This is a genomic window from Sphingomonas sp. URHD0057, from assembly GCF_000620665.1.
In the GTDB taxonomy this organism is placed as follows: domain Bacteria; phylum Pseudomonadota; class Alphaproteobacteria; order Sphingomonadales; family Sphingomonadaceae; genus Sphingomicrobium.
Genome location: NZ_KK211162.1, coordinates 188213 through 202875, shown reverse-complemented (window position 1 = coordinate 202875; position 14663 = coordinate 188213). Strand labels below are relative to the sequence as shown.

Below are 14663 nucleotides of genomic sequence, written 5' to 3'. Positions count from 1 at the left end.
GATCCTCGGCGCACTGCCGCCGCTACGGCTGGTGCGGCCGATTGGCGCGGGCGAGGACATAATCGACAATCGCTTCTCGCTCGCGCGGGGTCAGGTGGGAGAAATAGGCCCGCGCGATGCCGGACATGGCGCCGACATCCTTGTCCCCTTTCCCCGTGCCATCGGTGAGGAGCTGCGTCAGCTCCGGCTTCGAATAGGCGCCGGCGATGTCGAGGTCAGGCGTGAAATTCTTCCAGCCCTCAAGTGCATTGTTGTGGCAGGCCGTGCAGGTCGTCTGGACGAGATAGCGGCCCCACGCGTGCTGTGGCCCAAGATCAACGGGTTGGGTTGCGCGATACTTTGCGATCTGGGCCCTGGCATTGCCAAGCACGCCCTGATCGACATCCTTTTGCTCGGCTCGATTCGGCCTGAAGGCCGGACGAACGTCGCCTCCGGGCTTGAGGGTTCTCAGATAGGCGATCAATGCAGCCAGGTCAGCCTCGCTGAGGAACTGGTAGCTCTCGACCTGCATGAACCAGAATTGACGCCCGTCCTTCGGCACGCCGTTGCGGAACAGTCTCTCGAATTCGACGTCGCTATATCCGGGAGCGAGGCGGGTGACGTTCGGCGAGTACATCGCGCCGTCCTCCGGCTTGTCGGCCATGTCCTTGCCCTGGAGATTGGAACCATGACAGCGTGTGCATCCGAGGACTTGCGTCAGCCGCGCGCCGTGCGCGATCTTGTCCGCTTGCGTCTTATAGCCAGCGCCGTCGTACGCCAGTTCGGTCATCGTCGTGGATCGCTGCTGCTGATGGCAAGAGCCGGCCAGCAGCAGGATCGCGAGCGAATGTTTGCGCATGGGCAGCCCCCCGGTGGAGGGTCTCTACCACATCAGACCCCGATGACCTCGCGGCCGATGAGCATGCGGCGGATCTCGTTGGTGCCGGCGCCGATGTCGAGCAGCTTGGCGTCGCGATAATAGCGCTCGACCGGCCAGTCCTTGGTGTAGCCGGCGCCGCCCAGTGCCTGCACGGCTTCGTTGGCGACCTTCACGGCGTTCTCGGAGGCGAGCAGGATCGCGCCGGCGGCGTCGTGCCGCGTGGTCTTGCCGGCATCGCATGCCTTGGCGACCTGGTAGACGTAGGCACGGGATGAATTCAGCGCGACGTACATGTCCGCGATCTTCGCCTGCATCAGCTGGAAGCTGCCGATCGGCTTGCCGAATTGCTTGCGTTCGCGGACATAAGGGAGGACGCAATCGAGGCACGCTTGCATGATCCCGATCTGCATCCCCGCGAGGATCGTCCGCTCGTAATCGAGGCCGCTCATCAGCACCTCGACGCCTTTATTTTCCTCGCCGAGGATGTTCTCGGGCGGGACGAAGCAATCGTCGAACACCAGCTCGGCGGTGGGTGAGCCGCGGATGCCGAGCTTGTCGACTTTCTGGCCAACTGAGAAGCCGGTCATTTCCTTTTCGATCAGAAAGGCGGTGATCCCGCGGCTGCCCTCGCCTGTCTTGGCGTACACGACGAGCGTGTCGGCTTCCGAGCCGTTGGTGATCCAGAACTTGGTGCCGTTGAGCCGATAGCCGTTTCCGCTCTTCTCGGCCTTGAGCTTCATTCCGACGACGTCGCTGCCCGCGCCCGCTTCGCTCATCGCCAGCGCCCCGACATGCTCGCCGCTGATCAGCTTGGGCAGGAATTGCTTCTTCTGCTCGGGATTCGCCCAGCGCCGGATCTGATTGATACACAGGTTCGAATGGGCGCCGTAGCTCAAACCCACCGACGCCGACGCGCGCGCCACTTCCTCCTGCGCGACGACATGCTCGACGTAGCCGAGGCCGAGCCCGCCGAACTCTTCCTCGACCGTGATGCCGTGAAGCCCGAGCTCGCCCATCTGCGGCCACAGGTGGCGCGGGAACTCGTCGGTCTCGTCGATCTCCGCCGCGATCGGCGCGATCTTGTCGCTCGCGAAACGCTGCGTCGTCTCGCGGATGGTGTCGGCCATCTCGCCGAGGTCGAAATCGAGCGTTGCTTCGGACATGGGACTTCCTCCAGCGCGGGGCGCTAGCAGGAAGGCTCGCGCTTGGGAAAGGGAGTAGCGGTCAGGCGCGTTCGGGCTTGGCCGGAGCCGGGGCCGCATCCTCCGCCGGCGGCGCGGTCAGCGGATGGGTCGAGCCGCGGTGGCAGGTGAAGCAGGTCACCTTGAGCTTGCTCGAATCGGTCAGCCCGAAATCCTGGCTGTTGATGCGGTGGGCCATCGCCAGCATCTTGCGCGCGACCAGCTTCTTGTCCTTCGCGTCCGACGCAAAATCGAACGTCGACAGCGGCTTCCCCTCCTCGCCGACGTGGCAATAGGTGCAACGCACGCCGAGCGATTGCGCGAAGAACTTCATGTTCGACAGCAGCTGGTCGCGGGTGACGTCGGCGGGAAAGATTTTAAGGTTCTTGTAGGGCGGCACCGCGAAGGACGCGAAGGCCGGCGCGGGGAGCGGCGGCGGAGTCTGCGCTGCCGCGACCGACAGGCCGAACAGGCCGGTGGAGGCAATCAACAGCAGGGCCGGCAGCCGAGTCATTTCGCCGCCGAAGCTATCAGTGCGCGCCGCGAAAGCAACGGCTGTTCCGACGCGGTTTGAAACCCTCGTCGCGGCGTCTTATGTGCGCTGCAACATTCCCCCGACTCCGGAGCATCCCCGATGGCCACCACCGCGTCCGACCCGATCGTCATCCTGTCCTACGCCCGCACCCCGATGGGCAGCTTTCAGGGCGCGCTCAGCGGCGTCAGCGCGACCGAGCTCGGAGCGACGGCGGTCAAGGCGGCGGTCGAGCGCGCCGGGCTCAGCGGCGACCAAGTCGACAAGGTGTTCATGGGCAACGTTCTCTCCGCCGGCCTCGGCCAGGCCCCGGCGCGCCAGGCGGCGATCGGCGCGGGGCTGCCCAAGTCCGCCGAAGCGGTGACCGTCAACAAGGTGTGCGGATCGGGCATGCAGGCGGCGATGTTCGCGCACGATATGCTCGCTGCGGGTTCGGCCGATATCATCGTCGCCGGCGGCATGGAAAGCATGACCAACGCCCCCTTCCTCTTGAAGAAGCACCGCGCCGGAGCGCGCATCGGCCACGACACCGTCTACGACCACATGATGCTTGACGGGCTCGAGGATGCCTATGACGCCGGCCGCGCGATGGGCACCTTCGCCGAGGACGCCGCCCGCGAATATCAGTTCACCCGCGAACAGCAGGACGAATATGCCATCGAAAGCCTGCGCCGTGCCAACGAGGCGATCACCCACGGCAAGTTCGAAAAGGAAGTGGTGCCGGTCACGGTCGTCACCCGCAAGGGCGAGGTCACCGTCGACGTCGACGAGCAGCCGGGCAAGGGCAATCCCGAGAAGATCAAGCAGCTCAAGGCCGCCTTCGCCAAGGACGGCACGATCACCGCGGCGACCAGCTCATCGATCAGCGACGGCGCCGCCGCGCTGGTGCTGACCCGCCAGAGCGTCGCCGACAAGCTCGGCAAGGCGCCAATTGCGCGCATCGTCGCCCACGCTGCACACGCGCAGGAGCCGGAAAAGTTCACTTCGGCGCCCGTGCCCGCAATCCAAAAGGTGCTCGACAAGGCCGGCTGGAGCGTCGGCGACGTCGACCTGTTCGAGGTCAACGAGGCGTTCGCCTGCGTCGCCATGATCGCGATGCGCGACATCGGCATCCCGCGCGACAAGATCAACGTCAACGGCGGCGCGACCGCGCTCGGCCACCCGATCGGCGCCAGCGGCGCGCGCATCACGACAACCCTGATCGCCGCCCTCCAGGACCGCGGCCTCAAGCGCGGCATCGCGAGCCTGTGTATCGGCGGCGGCGAAGCGACTGCGGTGGCGGTGGAGCTGGTCTAAGGCGGTTCAGCGGTTCGGCTGGCGAACGTTTGCTGCACGCCATCGCTCGTCGGTGACACCTGGTTTGAGCCAGCGATAACGCCCGTCTCGATATTCCTGAACGATTGGGAATGGCGGGACGTCGCCGAAGACCGGCCACGGTCCTGGCCCCTCGCCGCACTTGCCACGATTGCCGCCGTTACAATCGACGCCGGCATCAATGATCGCGCGAACTGCTCTGACTTGTTTGCAGGATGCGCCATCGTCGATAGCCAAAGTGACGAAGACTCTTGGGTTCATGTCGCCGAGCTGACGACTGTATCGAACTAACTGCTCACGACTCAACGTTTTGCGATCGAGCGTCAGCGCCCCGTCCTTTTGCAATCGAATGTCGGAGGCCATGCCAAGGATGCCAAAGCCATGCTCATTCGTAACCCAGCCTGATAGCAATTGGTGGCATTGACCTGGATAGGTTTCGGTGCCGCAGCCGGTGAGCACAACAGCGAGGACGAGTAGGCTACTTTTTCCCGGCATAAGCCTGGCACTCCAGCTCAATCAGGCCACCTAGCGCCAGGCCGCTGGTGCCGAACGCGCTTCGGGCCGGGCGCTTTCCTTCCGGGAAATAGGTCACATAGGCTTTGTTGAAGTCAGGCCAGAGCTTCATGTCGGCCAGCATCGCGGTGCAATGGAAGATGTCTTCGTAGCCGAGCCCGGCGAGCTTCAATGTCGCGCCGATGTTGTCGAGAGTTTGCTTGGTCTGCGCCTCGATGCCGTCGGGCAACGTGCCGTCCGGCCCTCTGCCCAACTGTCCCGAGAGATAGAGGACGTCTCCAACGCGAACCGCCTCGGAAAATGGAAGCGGCTGACCGTTTAGCGTCGGGTTTCCGTAATGCTGGACGGCGGAGCGCGGCGCAGCTTCCGCAGTGCTGGTCATGATCAATGCTCCGATTAGGATTGCGAAAAACGCCTTCATGTCACGCCCCCAAGTTGATCGTCAGTCCACGACCTCGTTCTCGCCGACACCCCAGATGTCCGACGCGCGGATGTACCCTTGCCGGTTCCCGACCGCGATCCGGCACCAGCCGCTGCCGCACTTGTCGATGCGCCCGACCACGCCCTGCTCGGCCATGTAGCGAACCTTGGCGCCGTCGCTGGGTTCGACCCGGACCGGCCGTGGCTCGCCCTTCCTGACGATTGCAGTACGGCGGTCGCTGAGCAGCGTGACCAGCATCCATCCCTGGGTGCCGTCGGGGTCCTCGATCAGCCGCCAATTGGGATAGGTCTGGAGCACCCGGATCGGGAGGTCGCGGCGCTGGTAGAGCCAGGTGCCGGGATAATTGCGGGCCGGCCCGGTGCGCATCATCGCCTGCCCCGACGCGATCGACGCCCAGTAAGGCGGCTTCTTGTCCTGGGCGGCCGCGGGCGTCGCGACAGCGATAATCAACAATGCGGTGAGCAGCCCCCGAACAAACATCAGGCGCCAGTCAGGATACGGTCCACAAGCTGCTTCACCGTCGGGACGAAACCGTTGGAGTAAAATGGATCGCTCTTGAACCGGAACGCCGCGTGGCCGGCGAACATCAAATTCTGCTCGACCGGTGCGCCATGGGCGATGTCCTGGAGCGTCTTCTGGATGCAGAAGCTGCGCGGGTCGGCGAGCCGCCCGGTCGAGTTCTTCTCATTGTCGGCCCACGACGAGAAGGCGCATTGGCTAAGGCAGCCCATGCAATCGGCCTGATCCTTGCGGATCTGCTTCTCTTCCTCCGGCGTCACGAAGATCAAAGTGTCGTCGGGCGACTTCATCGCATTGGTGAAGCCGCGGGCATACCATTCGCGGGCGTGCTGGAGGTCGCCCTTGGTGACCCAGTAATTCTTCTTGGTGCCGATGCCGACGTCGAGCTCGAAATGGTGATCGCCGATCGGGTCCTTGGTGTAGGCGATCTGGCGCTCGCTGCGCGCCTCGAGATTGCGCAGGAACGGGTTGCGCACCGCGGACGAATAGAAGCCGGTCGGCGAGAAGCGATGGAGCAGGATGTCGCCTTCCTCGAGCGTCATCAGCCGCGCCTTCCACTCGGGCGGGATCGGGCTTTCCTGAGTCAGCAGCGGCCGAGTCCCGAACTGGAAGACGATCTGGCCGAGTTCCGGATTGTCGATCCAATTGTCCCACTCGTCGAGGCGCCAGACGCCGCCGGCCATGACGATCGGGACGCTGTCGGCGATGCCGTTTTCGCGCATCGTCTGGCGAAGCGCGGCGACGCGTGGATATGGGTCCTGCGGCTTGCGCGGGTCCTCGGCGTTGCTGAGGCCGTTGTGCCCGCCCGCCAGCCACGGGTCCTCATAGACGACTGCCGCAAGCCACTCGGCGGCCTTGTGATAGGCGCGCTTCCACAGCGCGCTGAACGCGCGCGCCGAGCTGATGATCGGCAGGTAGTTGACGCCGTAGGACGCCGCGATTTCGCTCAGCTTGTAGGGCATCCCCGCCCCGCAGGTGACGCCGGACACCAGGCCCTTGGTTCGCTCGAGGACGCCGTGCAGCACTCGCTGCGCACCGCCCATCTCCCACAAGACGTTGATGTTGATGGCGCCCTTGCCCGACGCAATATCGTAGGCGCGATGGACCTGCGCGACCGCGCCGTCGATCGCATATTTGATCAACTCTTCGTGGCGGTCGCGGCGGGTCAGCGCCTCATAGACCTGGGGGATGATCCGGCCCTCGGCATCATAGCTGTCGGCATTGACGGCGCTGACCGTGCCGATGCCGCCGGCAGCGGCCCAAGCGCCCGAGCTGGCATGGTTCGTGGCGGACACGCCCTTGCCGCCTTCGATCAGCGGCCAGACTTCCTTGCCGGCGTACAAGATGGGCTTGAGGCCCTTGAACAAATGCCGTCTCCCCGGCGCGTGGCGCGCCTCGGGCGGTCATATAGGGGGATTCGCCCCGATTGCACGAATCAAAAGAGCGGAACCGACAAGGCCGGCCCCGCTCTTTCTGGGGACTCGTGTCAGCAGTTATTCGCGGAAGCCGCACCGCCAAGCACGGCCCCGAGGACTCCGCCGATTGCAATGCCCTCGCCGGTGTTGTGCCGGTGGCCGTCATTGCCAGCGATCACGCCGCCGATCGCCGCGCCGGCAACGCCGCCAACCGCCGCGCCGGCCGCTGGATTGCCGCAGCGATAGCCGCCGCCATACGGGTAACCGCCGCCGTAGCCGCCGCCATACGGATAGCCGCCGCCGTAGCCGCCACCGTAGGGGTAACCACCGCCGTAGCCGCCGTAACCGGGATATCCGGCATAGCCGTATCCCGGATAACCGTAGCCCGAGGACCCATAACCCGGGTAGCCATAGCCATAGCCGCCGCCATATCCGCCGTAGCCCGAATAGCCGCCGTAGCCGCCGCCATATCCTCCGTAACCGCCGTAGCTGCCGTAGCCGCCGTAGCCGCCGCCATATCCGCCGTAGCCGTACGGCGAGCCAACGCCGATGCTGACGATGGTGCGCGGATAGCCGTAGCCGTAGTTATTGTAGCCATAGGACGGGTAGTAACCGCGGTACGAATAGGAATGGTTGCGGCCGCCGTCGTGGTGATGGCGGTCCTTGGCCGATGCCGCGGTGGGGATGAGCGCCATGGCCGAAGCCGCGAGCGCAAGCGCGATTCTCTGGATCATCGAAATACTCCTCGATCGAAGCGACGACCGCTGAAGAACGCGCAGCCGACTCAGCGAAGCTGCTGCGCTTCGGTTCCTGTCACCAACATGAACATTGTTGCGTCGGCTCAACGACTCAGCGCAAAATCGAGCCCGATATCCACCGCCGGCGCGGACTGGGTGATGCGCCCGAGCGAGATAAAGTCGACGCCCGTCTCCGCGATCGCGCGGATGGTTTCCAGCCGCACTCCACCCGATGCTTCTAGCGGCACGCGGCCGGCGACCAGCTCGACGGCCTGGCGCAGGACCGGCGGGGGCATGTTGTCGAGCAACAGGCGGTCGGCGCCCGCGGCCAGCGCCGGCTCGATCTGCTCGATCCGGTCGACCTCGAGCTGGACCTGAAGTCCCGTATCCGCAGCTCTCGCTGCCCGCACGGCTTCGGCCACGCCCCCGCAGACGGCGACATGGTTGTCCTTGATCAGCACGCCATCGTCGAGGCGCATGCGGTGGTTGTGGGCGCCGCCCATGCGCACCGCATATTTCTCGAGCGTCCGCAGGCCCGGGATGGTCTTTCGCGTGTCGATCAAGATCGCGCCGGTCCCCGCGATCGTATCGACATAGCGCCGAGTTAGCGTCGCGATTCCCGACAGATGCTGCAGCGTGTTGAGTGCCGACCGTTCCGCGGTGAGCATCGCCCGCGCCTTGCCGGACAGCCGCATCAACACCGTGCCCGCTTCCGCCCGATCGCCGTCCGCGACCGCCTGCTCAATCGTGACGTCCGGGTCGAGCGACCGGAAGAACGCCGCCGCGATCTTCAGCCCGGCAACCACGATTGGTTCGCGACAATTCATCTCCGCGATGAAGCGGGCATCGGCAGGGATAGTGGCATTCGAGGTGACGTCGCCGCCCACACCGAGATCCTCGGCGAGAGTCCGGGTGACGAAATCGTCGAGATCGAAGTCTGGGGGCAGCGGCATCCCCCCTCCTAGTGCGCCGACTCCTCCGCTTTCAATATGCGCCACGTTCCGTCGCGGTTTTCGAAGCGCTTGGTGTCGATCGCGCGAAACTCGTCGCGGGACCAGCATTCGACGGTCAATTTGATGGCGCCGTCGTCGACGTCGATCACGTTGAAGCTCTGGTTCTGCTCGCGCAGGCGGGTCGAGGTCGCAGTGCCCGCCTGGACGACGAGCGCGCCACCGGCGCGGGTCACGAGGTCGCTGGCGCTGTGGACCGAGGCATGATGCGCATGACCGGCTAGCAGCAGGTCCACACCCGCCTCCTCGATGGCATCCAGCGCCGATTCGTTCCGGCCGACCGCGCGCTCGATCTCGTCGCCGACCGGGACCGCGAACAGCGGGTGATGGGTCACGAGAATGCGCACGGACTCCGCCGGTGTCCGGGCGAAAGTGTCGCGGATGAAGTCGATCTGGTGGCGGCTGATGCGCCCGTCCTTGAAGGTCAGCGAGCGGGCGGTGTTGATGCCGAGCACCGCCACACCCCGCAGCTCGACGAAGGGGCACAAGCTGTCGTCGATGAACCGGCGGTAGCGGGTGAGCGGCGAGAGGAAGCGGCGGAGCACGTCATAAAGCGGCACGTCATGGTTGCCGGGGACGCCGAGAACCTCGTGCCCGCCGTCGCGCAGTCGTTCGAGGAACTCGCATGCCTCGCGAAATTGCTCGGTCCGCGCCCGCTGCGTGAAATCGCCGCTGATCACGACGAGATCCGGTTTCAGCTCGCCAACTTTATGTTCGACCGCTGCTACGAGCTCGTCGTCATGGGCGCCGAAGTGCAGGTCGGACAAATGGATGAGACGGGCCATGCGGTCCCAACGCTTCAATAGCCGAGAAAGATCAGCAGTTTCACATCCACCGCGAAGCCCTCGGCGCGCTTCTGCTCGATGAAATTCGGGATGTCGCCGCGCGCGACCAGATGAACGGCGATGTCCTCATTGTCGTCGCCGCCGCCCTCTCCGATCCGCCGCAGGCCGTGGGCGCGAACCAGGGTGAAGCTCTCCGACAGCATCCCCGGCGAGGCATGGAAGTCGCCGAGCCGCTCGACACGCTCGGCGGTAAAGCCGGTCTCTTCCTCGAGCTCCTTGATCGCGGTTCCTTCGATCGTCGCATTGGGATCGGTGTCGCCGACCAGACCGGCGGGCAACTCAATGCAGCGCGCTTCCAGGGGCACCCGCGGCTGGTCGACCAGGATCACTTTCCCCTCATATTCGGCGAGAATCACGACGGCACGAATCTGGTTCGTCCGCCCGGCGAACTCCCATTTCCCGCGACGCATGGCGCGGACGAACCTGCCCTCGCACATCACTTCGAGCGGCGGCAGGTCGTCGAGGTTCACAGCTCGATGAGCTTGTCGGGGATTTCGTTGCGGTCGCCTTCGGAGCGCGGAAAATGCTCCGCGAGCACGACTCCGACCTGGCCGATCGCGGCGCAAATTCCCTCGGCTGGCCGGCCTTCGCGCACCTGCTCCAGCAGCGCTGCCATCGCCTCGCCCCAGGTCTGATCGCCCGTAAGCTTGAGGATCGCCTCATCGGCAACGATCTCGGCGCGCCGCTCGGCCATCGAGAGATAGATCAGCACGCCGGTCCGACCGACCGTGCGGCGTTCGGCGGCGGCCTTGAACACGGCGACGGCGCGGCGCCGGACGCGGCGATGCTTGGTCGCGCCAGGCGTCAGCGCAAGCCGCAGCGGCATCCATTTGAGGATCAGCAGGACCGCAGTGAACTTCAGCACCGCGAGGATCATCAGGAACGTCAGCAACTCGCCCAGCGTCGGCTCGGCATGCCAACCGCCGGTCAGGGTGTCATACGAATATTGCAGCCAGTCCGGCCGCCACGCCGCCCAGGCGAGGACGAGGATCAGCGCCGCCACCGCCCAGTGCAGCGCGACGTCGTGATAAGGATCGCTGATCGGCGTCGCGACCGCGACGATCTCGCCGTTGGTGTTCGCCTCCGCCGCGGCGATCGCCGCGCTGACCTTGTCGTGGTCCGCTTCGGAGAGCCGCATCACCATGAGCCGGATGCTCCGCCGCCGCCGAACGATCCACCGCCGCCGGAGAAGCCGCCGCCTCCCCCGCCGCCCCAACCGCCGCCACCGCCCCATGATGAGCCGCCGCCCCAACCGCTGCCGCGCGAGCCGCGGCTGAGCTCATTGAGGCCCCACAACACCACCCACGGGCTGATGCCCGACCGGCGCGTCCGATACCGCCGGCCGCCGGCGCGGCGCGCCATCGAAAGCATGACGAACCCGATGATCATGATCCAGAAGATGACCGAAATGAAGCCGGGGCTCGCGTCCTTGCGCGACTGCTGGGCTTGCCCCGCCTGAGCGACATTCTTTTGGGCTTCCGCAGCCGGCAGGCTCATCTGCTTGATGATTTGGTCGGCTCCGGCCTCGATCCCGCCACCGTAATCGGGAGGGTTCTGCTTGAAGTGAGGCCGGATCGCTTCGCGAATGATGAGCCCCGACACGGCATCGGTCATATATCCGCCGGCACCATAGCCCGTCGCAATCGTCACTTTGCGCTCTTTGGGCGCGACCAGCAGCACAACGCCATCGTCGTTCTTCGTGCTACCAATTTTCCAATAACGTCCAAGGCGATAGCCATAGTCCTCGATCGGATAGCCTTCGAGGCTGGTGACCGTCGCAACGACGAATTGCCGGCCCGACCGCGCTTCCAGCACTTCGGACTTGCTTGTCAGATCAACCACTTGCGCGGGACTGAGCAGATGCGCCTGGTCGACCACGCGTCCCGTCAGCTTTGGAAAGGTCTGCGCCGATGCCGGTAGCGCAAACAGAAGCGCAACCGTCATTGCGAGCGCAGCGAAGCAATCCAGCATTCGCCCCTGGATCGCCACGTCGCTGCGCTCCTCGCGATGACGAGTTGGAATCACCTCAACCAGCAGTGTTGAAATCGACCGACGGCGCGGTTTGCGCGGCCGCTGCAGCCTCGAACGGCACCTTCGGCCTGGCGCCGTAGAAAATCTTCGCGCCGATCGCGTCGGGGAAGGTGCGGATCCGCGTGTTATAGCCGCGCACGGCCTCGTTATAGTCGCGGCGCGACGCGTTGATGCGGTTCTCGGTGCCTTCCAGCTGGTCCTGGAGCGCCAGGAAGTTCTGGTTCGACTTCAGGTCCGGATAAGCCTCCTGCAGGCGCTGCAGCGGAATAATCGCCTGGGTCAGGCGGCCTTGCGCTTCGTTGAACGCCTTCACCTTCGCCGGATCGTCGAGATCGCTCGCGTTGAGCTGAACCCGTCCGGCGTCGGCGCGAGCCTGAGTCACCGCGATGAGGACGCTGCTTTCCTGCTTGGCGTATCCTTTCACGGTGTTGACCAGGTTGGGGATGAGGTCGGCGCGGCGCTGATAGTCCGCCTGCAGGTTCGCCCATTGAGCGTTGACCTGCTCCTCGGCGGTGGGCACGCTGTTGAGGCCGCAGCCGGCAAGGCTGAATGCGACAAGCGGTGCGAGCAATCCGAAACGGCGCAGTGCGGTCATCGTGAAGTCCCCTTCCAAACGCGCGGATAGGTAGATGCGGCGGCGCCCGCTTTCAATGCTGTCTTAAGCGCACAATACAGCCGGACCGGTGATGTCAAACGAATCCATCTGCGCTACTGTCGGTTCGGCGAAAGTGGAGGGCCAGACATGTTGAAGGAATTCCGGGACTTCATCGCCAAGGGCAATGTGCTCGACCTCGCCGTTGCGGTGATCATCGGCGCCGCGTTCGGGAAGATCGTCACCAGCCTGACCGAAGACATCATCATGCCGATCGTCGGCAAGATCTTCGGCGGCCTCGATTTCTCGAGCTATTTCATCGTGCTCGGCCCGGTCCCGGCCGACTATCACGGATCGATGGCCGACTATGCCGCGCTGAAGAAGGCCGGCGCGCCGGTGCTCGGCTGGGGCGAATTCGTCACCCAGGTCGTGAGCTTCGTCATCCTCGCCTTCATCATCTTCCTGATGATCAAGGCCGCGAACCGGGCGATGCGCAAGGGCCCCGACGCTGCCGCGGGCCCGAGCGAGGTCGAGTTACTGGCCGAAATCCGCGACGAGCTGCGGAAGCGCTAGCCGCTATTTCGGCATGCCGTTGAGGCCGCTGGCCTCGCGCAGCGCCTTTCCGTCGAGCCGGTAGCCATCGAGGAATACCGTCTCGACGTGACGAAGATTGCCGAGGTCCTTCGACACGTCGCCCTCAACGAGGATCAGGTCCGCGGTCTTGCCGTTGGTGATCGAGCCGGTCCGGTCATCCATGCCGACCATGCGGGCCGGCACGATCGTCGCCGTTTGCAGCGCCTCCACGTTGCTCAGGCCAGCCGTCTCGTAAAGCTCCAGCTCGCGCACGAGCTCGAGACCGTACCCGTCGGTGCCGGCGACGATGGGCACGCCGGCCTGGTGGAGCTTCCCGACCACGCCGACCATCTTGTTGAAGCTCTTGCGGAAGTCGTCGCGCGTGAGGCCGTCGAACAGCGGATAGCCGCTGATCTTCCACCCGCGCGCGACTGCCGGGGGAGCAATGTCTGCGAACGGCGAATATTCGGGCGCGAGGACGCTGCCGTCCGAAGTCAGCAACGGCTCCCACACCGTGAGCGTCGGGTCGATGATCGTCTTCCGCTTCGCTAGCTCCGCATAGAACGCCTTCATCATGGGAGAATCGAGGTCGACGTCCTTGCCGTATTTGGCCGGCCCCTCGAGGCGCGCGGCGGTATTGGCCTTGTCCACGACCGCCTGGGGCATCGCCTGCATGATGATGAAGTTGATGTGCGTGATTTCGTCATAGCCGGCGCGAACCGCATCGAGCGGACGCATGCCCGCCGGGATGTGGCCGTGAACGTGGAGGCCGAGCTTGTGCGCCTCGGCGGCGCCAGGCGCGATCCACGCCGGAGTCATCGAGGTATAGAATTTCACGCCCCACAGCCCCGCCGCCTTAATTTTGTCGACGGCGGCAATGGTTTCCGCTTCCGAGGAAACGGTCAGCGCGCCCTGCGCCGCGAGCGGATCCTTACGGTCGACGATCACCGAAATCTTGCCGTCCGGCGCCAGCAAGTCGCCCGCCGCGCGGCGTTTGTAGATGCTCAGGGCATCGTCGATCTCGGTCCCGGGGCTGCGATAATTGGTCATGCCGGTGGCGAGGTTCTGGAGCAGGTTCCAGTCGTCCCCGACGTGCTGGTGCGAATCCCACAGGCCAGGAAGGAGCGTCTTGCCGGTGCCGTCGATGACCGTCGTACCCGCGGGCGCCTTGATCGATCCCGCCGGGCCGGTCGCGACAATCTTCCCGTCGGCGATCAGCACCGCGGTATTGGGAATGTAGCGCCCCTCGATCGAATCGAACGCCAGCACATGGTCGACCAGGGTTGGCGTCTTGTTCGCCGGGCTGAGGAAGCGGTGCGCAACGTCGCGGACCATGGCGGCGGTTGCCTCGTCCTGGATCGCCTTCAGCTTCGGTCCGGCGGCTTCATAACCTTCGGGCAACACCGAGATCGTCCCGGCGTTGCCGAAATAATGATTGTCGCTGTCGAGCCAGACCGGGCTCGGCGAGAAGCCAAGACCTTTGACGAAGGCGAGCTTGAGCGTCTTCGGCCCTTGCGGTCCGTCGATCTGTACCGGCTGTCCGATGCTGATGCTGGCATGGCCGTTGGGCAGCAAATCGATGCCCTTGTCGCCGGCGGCGACCAGAGCTTCGAAGTCGAGATCGCCGGCGAGGAACGGACCGCCGTAAGTACTGTACCGCTTCCCGCCGAAAGGAGCTGAGCCCGAATCCACCGACGTCTTCCAATGGGCAACACCGCTGCTGTCGACGTTGAAATCCTCGGTCGCGTCGCCGGTGTCGGTGAAGCCGCGGATGGCGATCGCGGACGGACGGCCATCGGCGCCGGACGTGACCACCTCGTCATTTTCGGTGATCCAGCCGCGCAGCGACATCGACATACGATAGGCCTTGCGCCCATCCGGCAGCGCCCACGACCAGGTGTCGCCGTGCTTCCCGGCGACCGAGCTGATCGTATAATGGCGCGCGCCCGCCGGCGGCTTCAGCAGCTGCTCCTTCGGCGTCGGGTCGGCAATTGCGACGGAGGCGCAGGCAGACAACAGGACAGCGAGAATCGGACGACGCATGGAAATCCCCCACGAAATGATCGCCGGGGGTCTGCCGAGACGCGTCGCAATGCGCAA

General features: G+C 65.0%; 17 protein-coding genes. 2 read left to right on the top strand and 15 right to left on the bottom strand.

Annotated features, from left to right (window positions below; genetic code table 11):
- Nucleotides 1–22: 22 nt before the first annotated feature.
- From N539_RS17805 to N539_RS17800, 3 genes are all read right to left on the bottom strand, one after another.
- Nucleotides 23–838, bottom strand: coding sequence for a c-type cytochrome (locus tag N539_RS17805; RefSeq protein ID WP_028970093.1), 816 nt, complete (start codon nucleotides 836–838; stop codon nucleotides 23–25).
- 32 nt (nucleotides 839–870) lie between these two features.
- A complete protein-coding gene (locus N539_RS0109645; protein ID WP_028970092.1) occupies nucleotides 871–2022 on the bottom strand; it encodes an isovaleryl-CoA dehydrogenase in 1152 nt (383 codons plus the stop codon).
- Nucleotides 2023–2083: 61 nt separating this feature from the next.
- The gene (locus tag N539_RS17800) at nucleotides 2084–2554 is read right to left on the bottom strand and encodes a c-type cytochrome (protein ID WP_051531703.1); all 471 of its coding nucleotides are present in this window, start codon (nucleotides 2552–2554) and stop codon (nucleotides 2084–2086) included.
- A gap of 120 nt (nucleotides 2555–2674) precedes the next feature.
- Here N539_RS17800 and N539_RS0109635 point away from each other — a divergent pair, with 120 nt between their 5' ends.
- Nucleotides 2675–3868 (top strand): acetyl-CoA C-acyltransferase, encoded by a 1194-nt coding sequence (locus tag N539_RS0109635; RefSeq protein WP_028970091.1) that lies wholly within the window; start codon nucleotides 2675–2677, stop codon nucleotides 3866–3868.
- Between the two features lie 6 nt (nucleotides 3869–3874).
- Here N539_RS0109635 and N539_RS18530 read toward each other — a convergent pair whose 3' ends face one another.
- The 11 genes from N539_RS18530 to N539_RS0109585 form a co-directional block, all read right to left on the bottom strand.
- Nucleotides 3875–4402 carry a hypothetical protein gene (locus N539_RS18530; protein WP_156029863.1) on the bottom strand — a complete coding sequence of 176 codons (528 nt, stop codon included), beginning with the start codon at nucleotides 4400–4402 and terminating at the stop codon, nucleotides 3875–3877.
- The gene (locus N539_RS0109630) at nucleotides 4365–4781 is read right to left on the bottom strand and encodes a RidA family protein (protein WP_051531851.1); all 417 of its coding nucleotides are present in this window, start codon (nucleotides 4779–4781) and stop codon (nucleotides 4365–4367) included. The genes N539_RS18530 and N539_RS0109630 overlap by 38 nt, the downstream gene beginning before the upstream one ends.
- Nucleotides 4782–4841: 60 nt before the next feature.
- Nucleotides 4842–5321, bottom strand: a complete 480-nt coding sequence (locus N539_RS0109625) for an SH3 domain-containing protein (RefSeq protein WP_028970089.1) — start codon at nucleotides 5319–5321, stop codon at nucleotides 4842–4844.
- Nucleotides 5321–6727 (bottom strand): NAD(P)H-dependent flavin oxidoreductase, encoded by a 1407-nt coding sequence (locus N539_RS0109620; protein WP_028970088.1) that lies wholly within the window; start codon nucleotides 6725–6727, stop codon nucleotides 5321–5323. The genes N539_RS0109625 and N539_RS0109620 overlap by 1 nt, the downstream gene beginning before the upstream one ends.
- Before the next feature lie 119 nt (nucleotides 6728–6846).
- Nucleotides 6847–7509, bottom strand: a complete 663-nt coding sequence (locus tag N539_RS18790) for a hypothetical protein (RefSeq protein WP_197018395.1) — start codon at nucleotides 7507–7509, stop codon at nucleotides 6847–6849.
- A gap of 107 nt (nucleotides 7510–7616) precedes the next feature.
- Entirely contained in the window at nucleotides 7617–8465 is an 849-nt protein-coding gene (gene nadC, locus N539_RS0109610; RefSeq protein WP_028970087.1) for a carboxylating nicotinate-nucleotide diphosphorylase, read from the bottom strand.
- Between the two features lie 8 nt (nucleotides 8466–8473).
- Entirely contained in the window at nucleotides 8474–9307 is an 834-nt protein-coding gene (locus N539_RS0109605) for a metallophosphoesterase family protein (RefSeq protein ID WP_028970086.1), read from the bottom strand.
- Between the two features lie 14 nt (nucleotides 9308–9321).
- Nucleotides 9322–9837 (bottom strand): NUDIX domain-containing protein, encoded by a 516-nt coding sequence (locus N539_RS0109600; protein ID WP_028970085.1) that lies wholly within the window; start codon nucleotides 9835–9837, stop codon nucleotides 9322–9324.
- Nucleotides 9834–10511: a TPM domain-containing protein gene (locus N539_RS0109595; RefSeq protein ID WP_028970084.1), complete on the bottom strand. Its 678-nt coding sequence runs from the start codon at nucleotides 10509–10511 to the stop codon at nucleotides 9834–9836. Before N539_RS0109595 ends, N539_RS0109600 begins: the two co-directional genes overlap by 4 nt.
- A complete protein-coding gene (locus N539_RS0109590) occupies nucleotides 10505–11338 on the bottom strand; it encodes a TPM domain-containing protein (protein ID WP_028970083.1) in 834 nt (277 codons plus the stop codon). Before N539_RS0109590 ends, N539_RS0109595 begins: the two co-directional genes overlap by 7 nt.
- Before the next feature lie 55 nt (nucleotides 11339–11393).
- Nucleotides 11394–11993, bottom strand: coding sequence for a LemA family protein (locus tag N539_RS0109585; RefSeq protein WP_028970082.1), 600 nt, complete (start codon nucleotides 11991–11993; stop codon nucleotides 11394–11396).
- A 147-nt stretch (nucleotides 11994–12140) separates the two neighbouring features.
- Between N539_RS0109585 and mscL the strand changes: the two genes are divergently transcribed.
- Nucleotides 12141–12563, top strand: a complete 423-nt coding sequence (mscL, locus tag N539_RS0109580) for a large conductance mechanosensitive channel protein MscL (RefSeq protein WP_028970081.1) — start codon at nucleotides 12141–12143, stop codon at nucleotides 12561–12563.
- A gap of 3 nt (nucleotides 12564–12566) precedes the next feature.
- Here the strand turns inward: mscL and N539_RS0109575 are convergent, their stop codons facing one another.
- Nucleotides 12567–14606, bottom strand: a complete 2040-nt coding sequence (locus tag N539_RS0109575; RefSeq protein WP_028970080.1) for an amidohydrolase family protein — start codon at nucleotides 14604–14606, stop codon at nucleotides 12567–12569.
- Nucleotides 14607–14663: the final 57 nt, after the last annotated feature.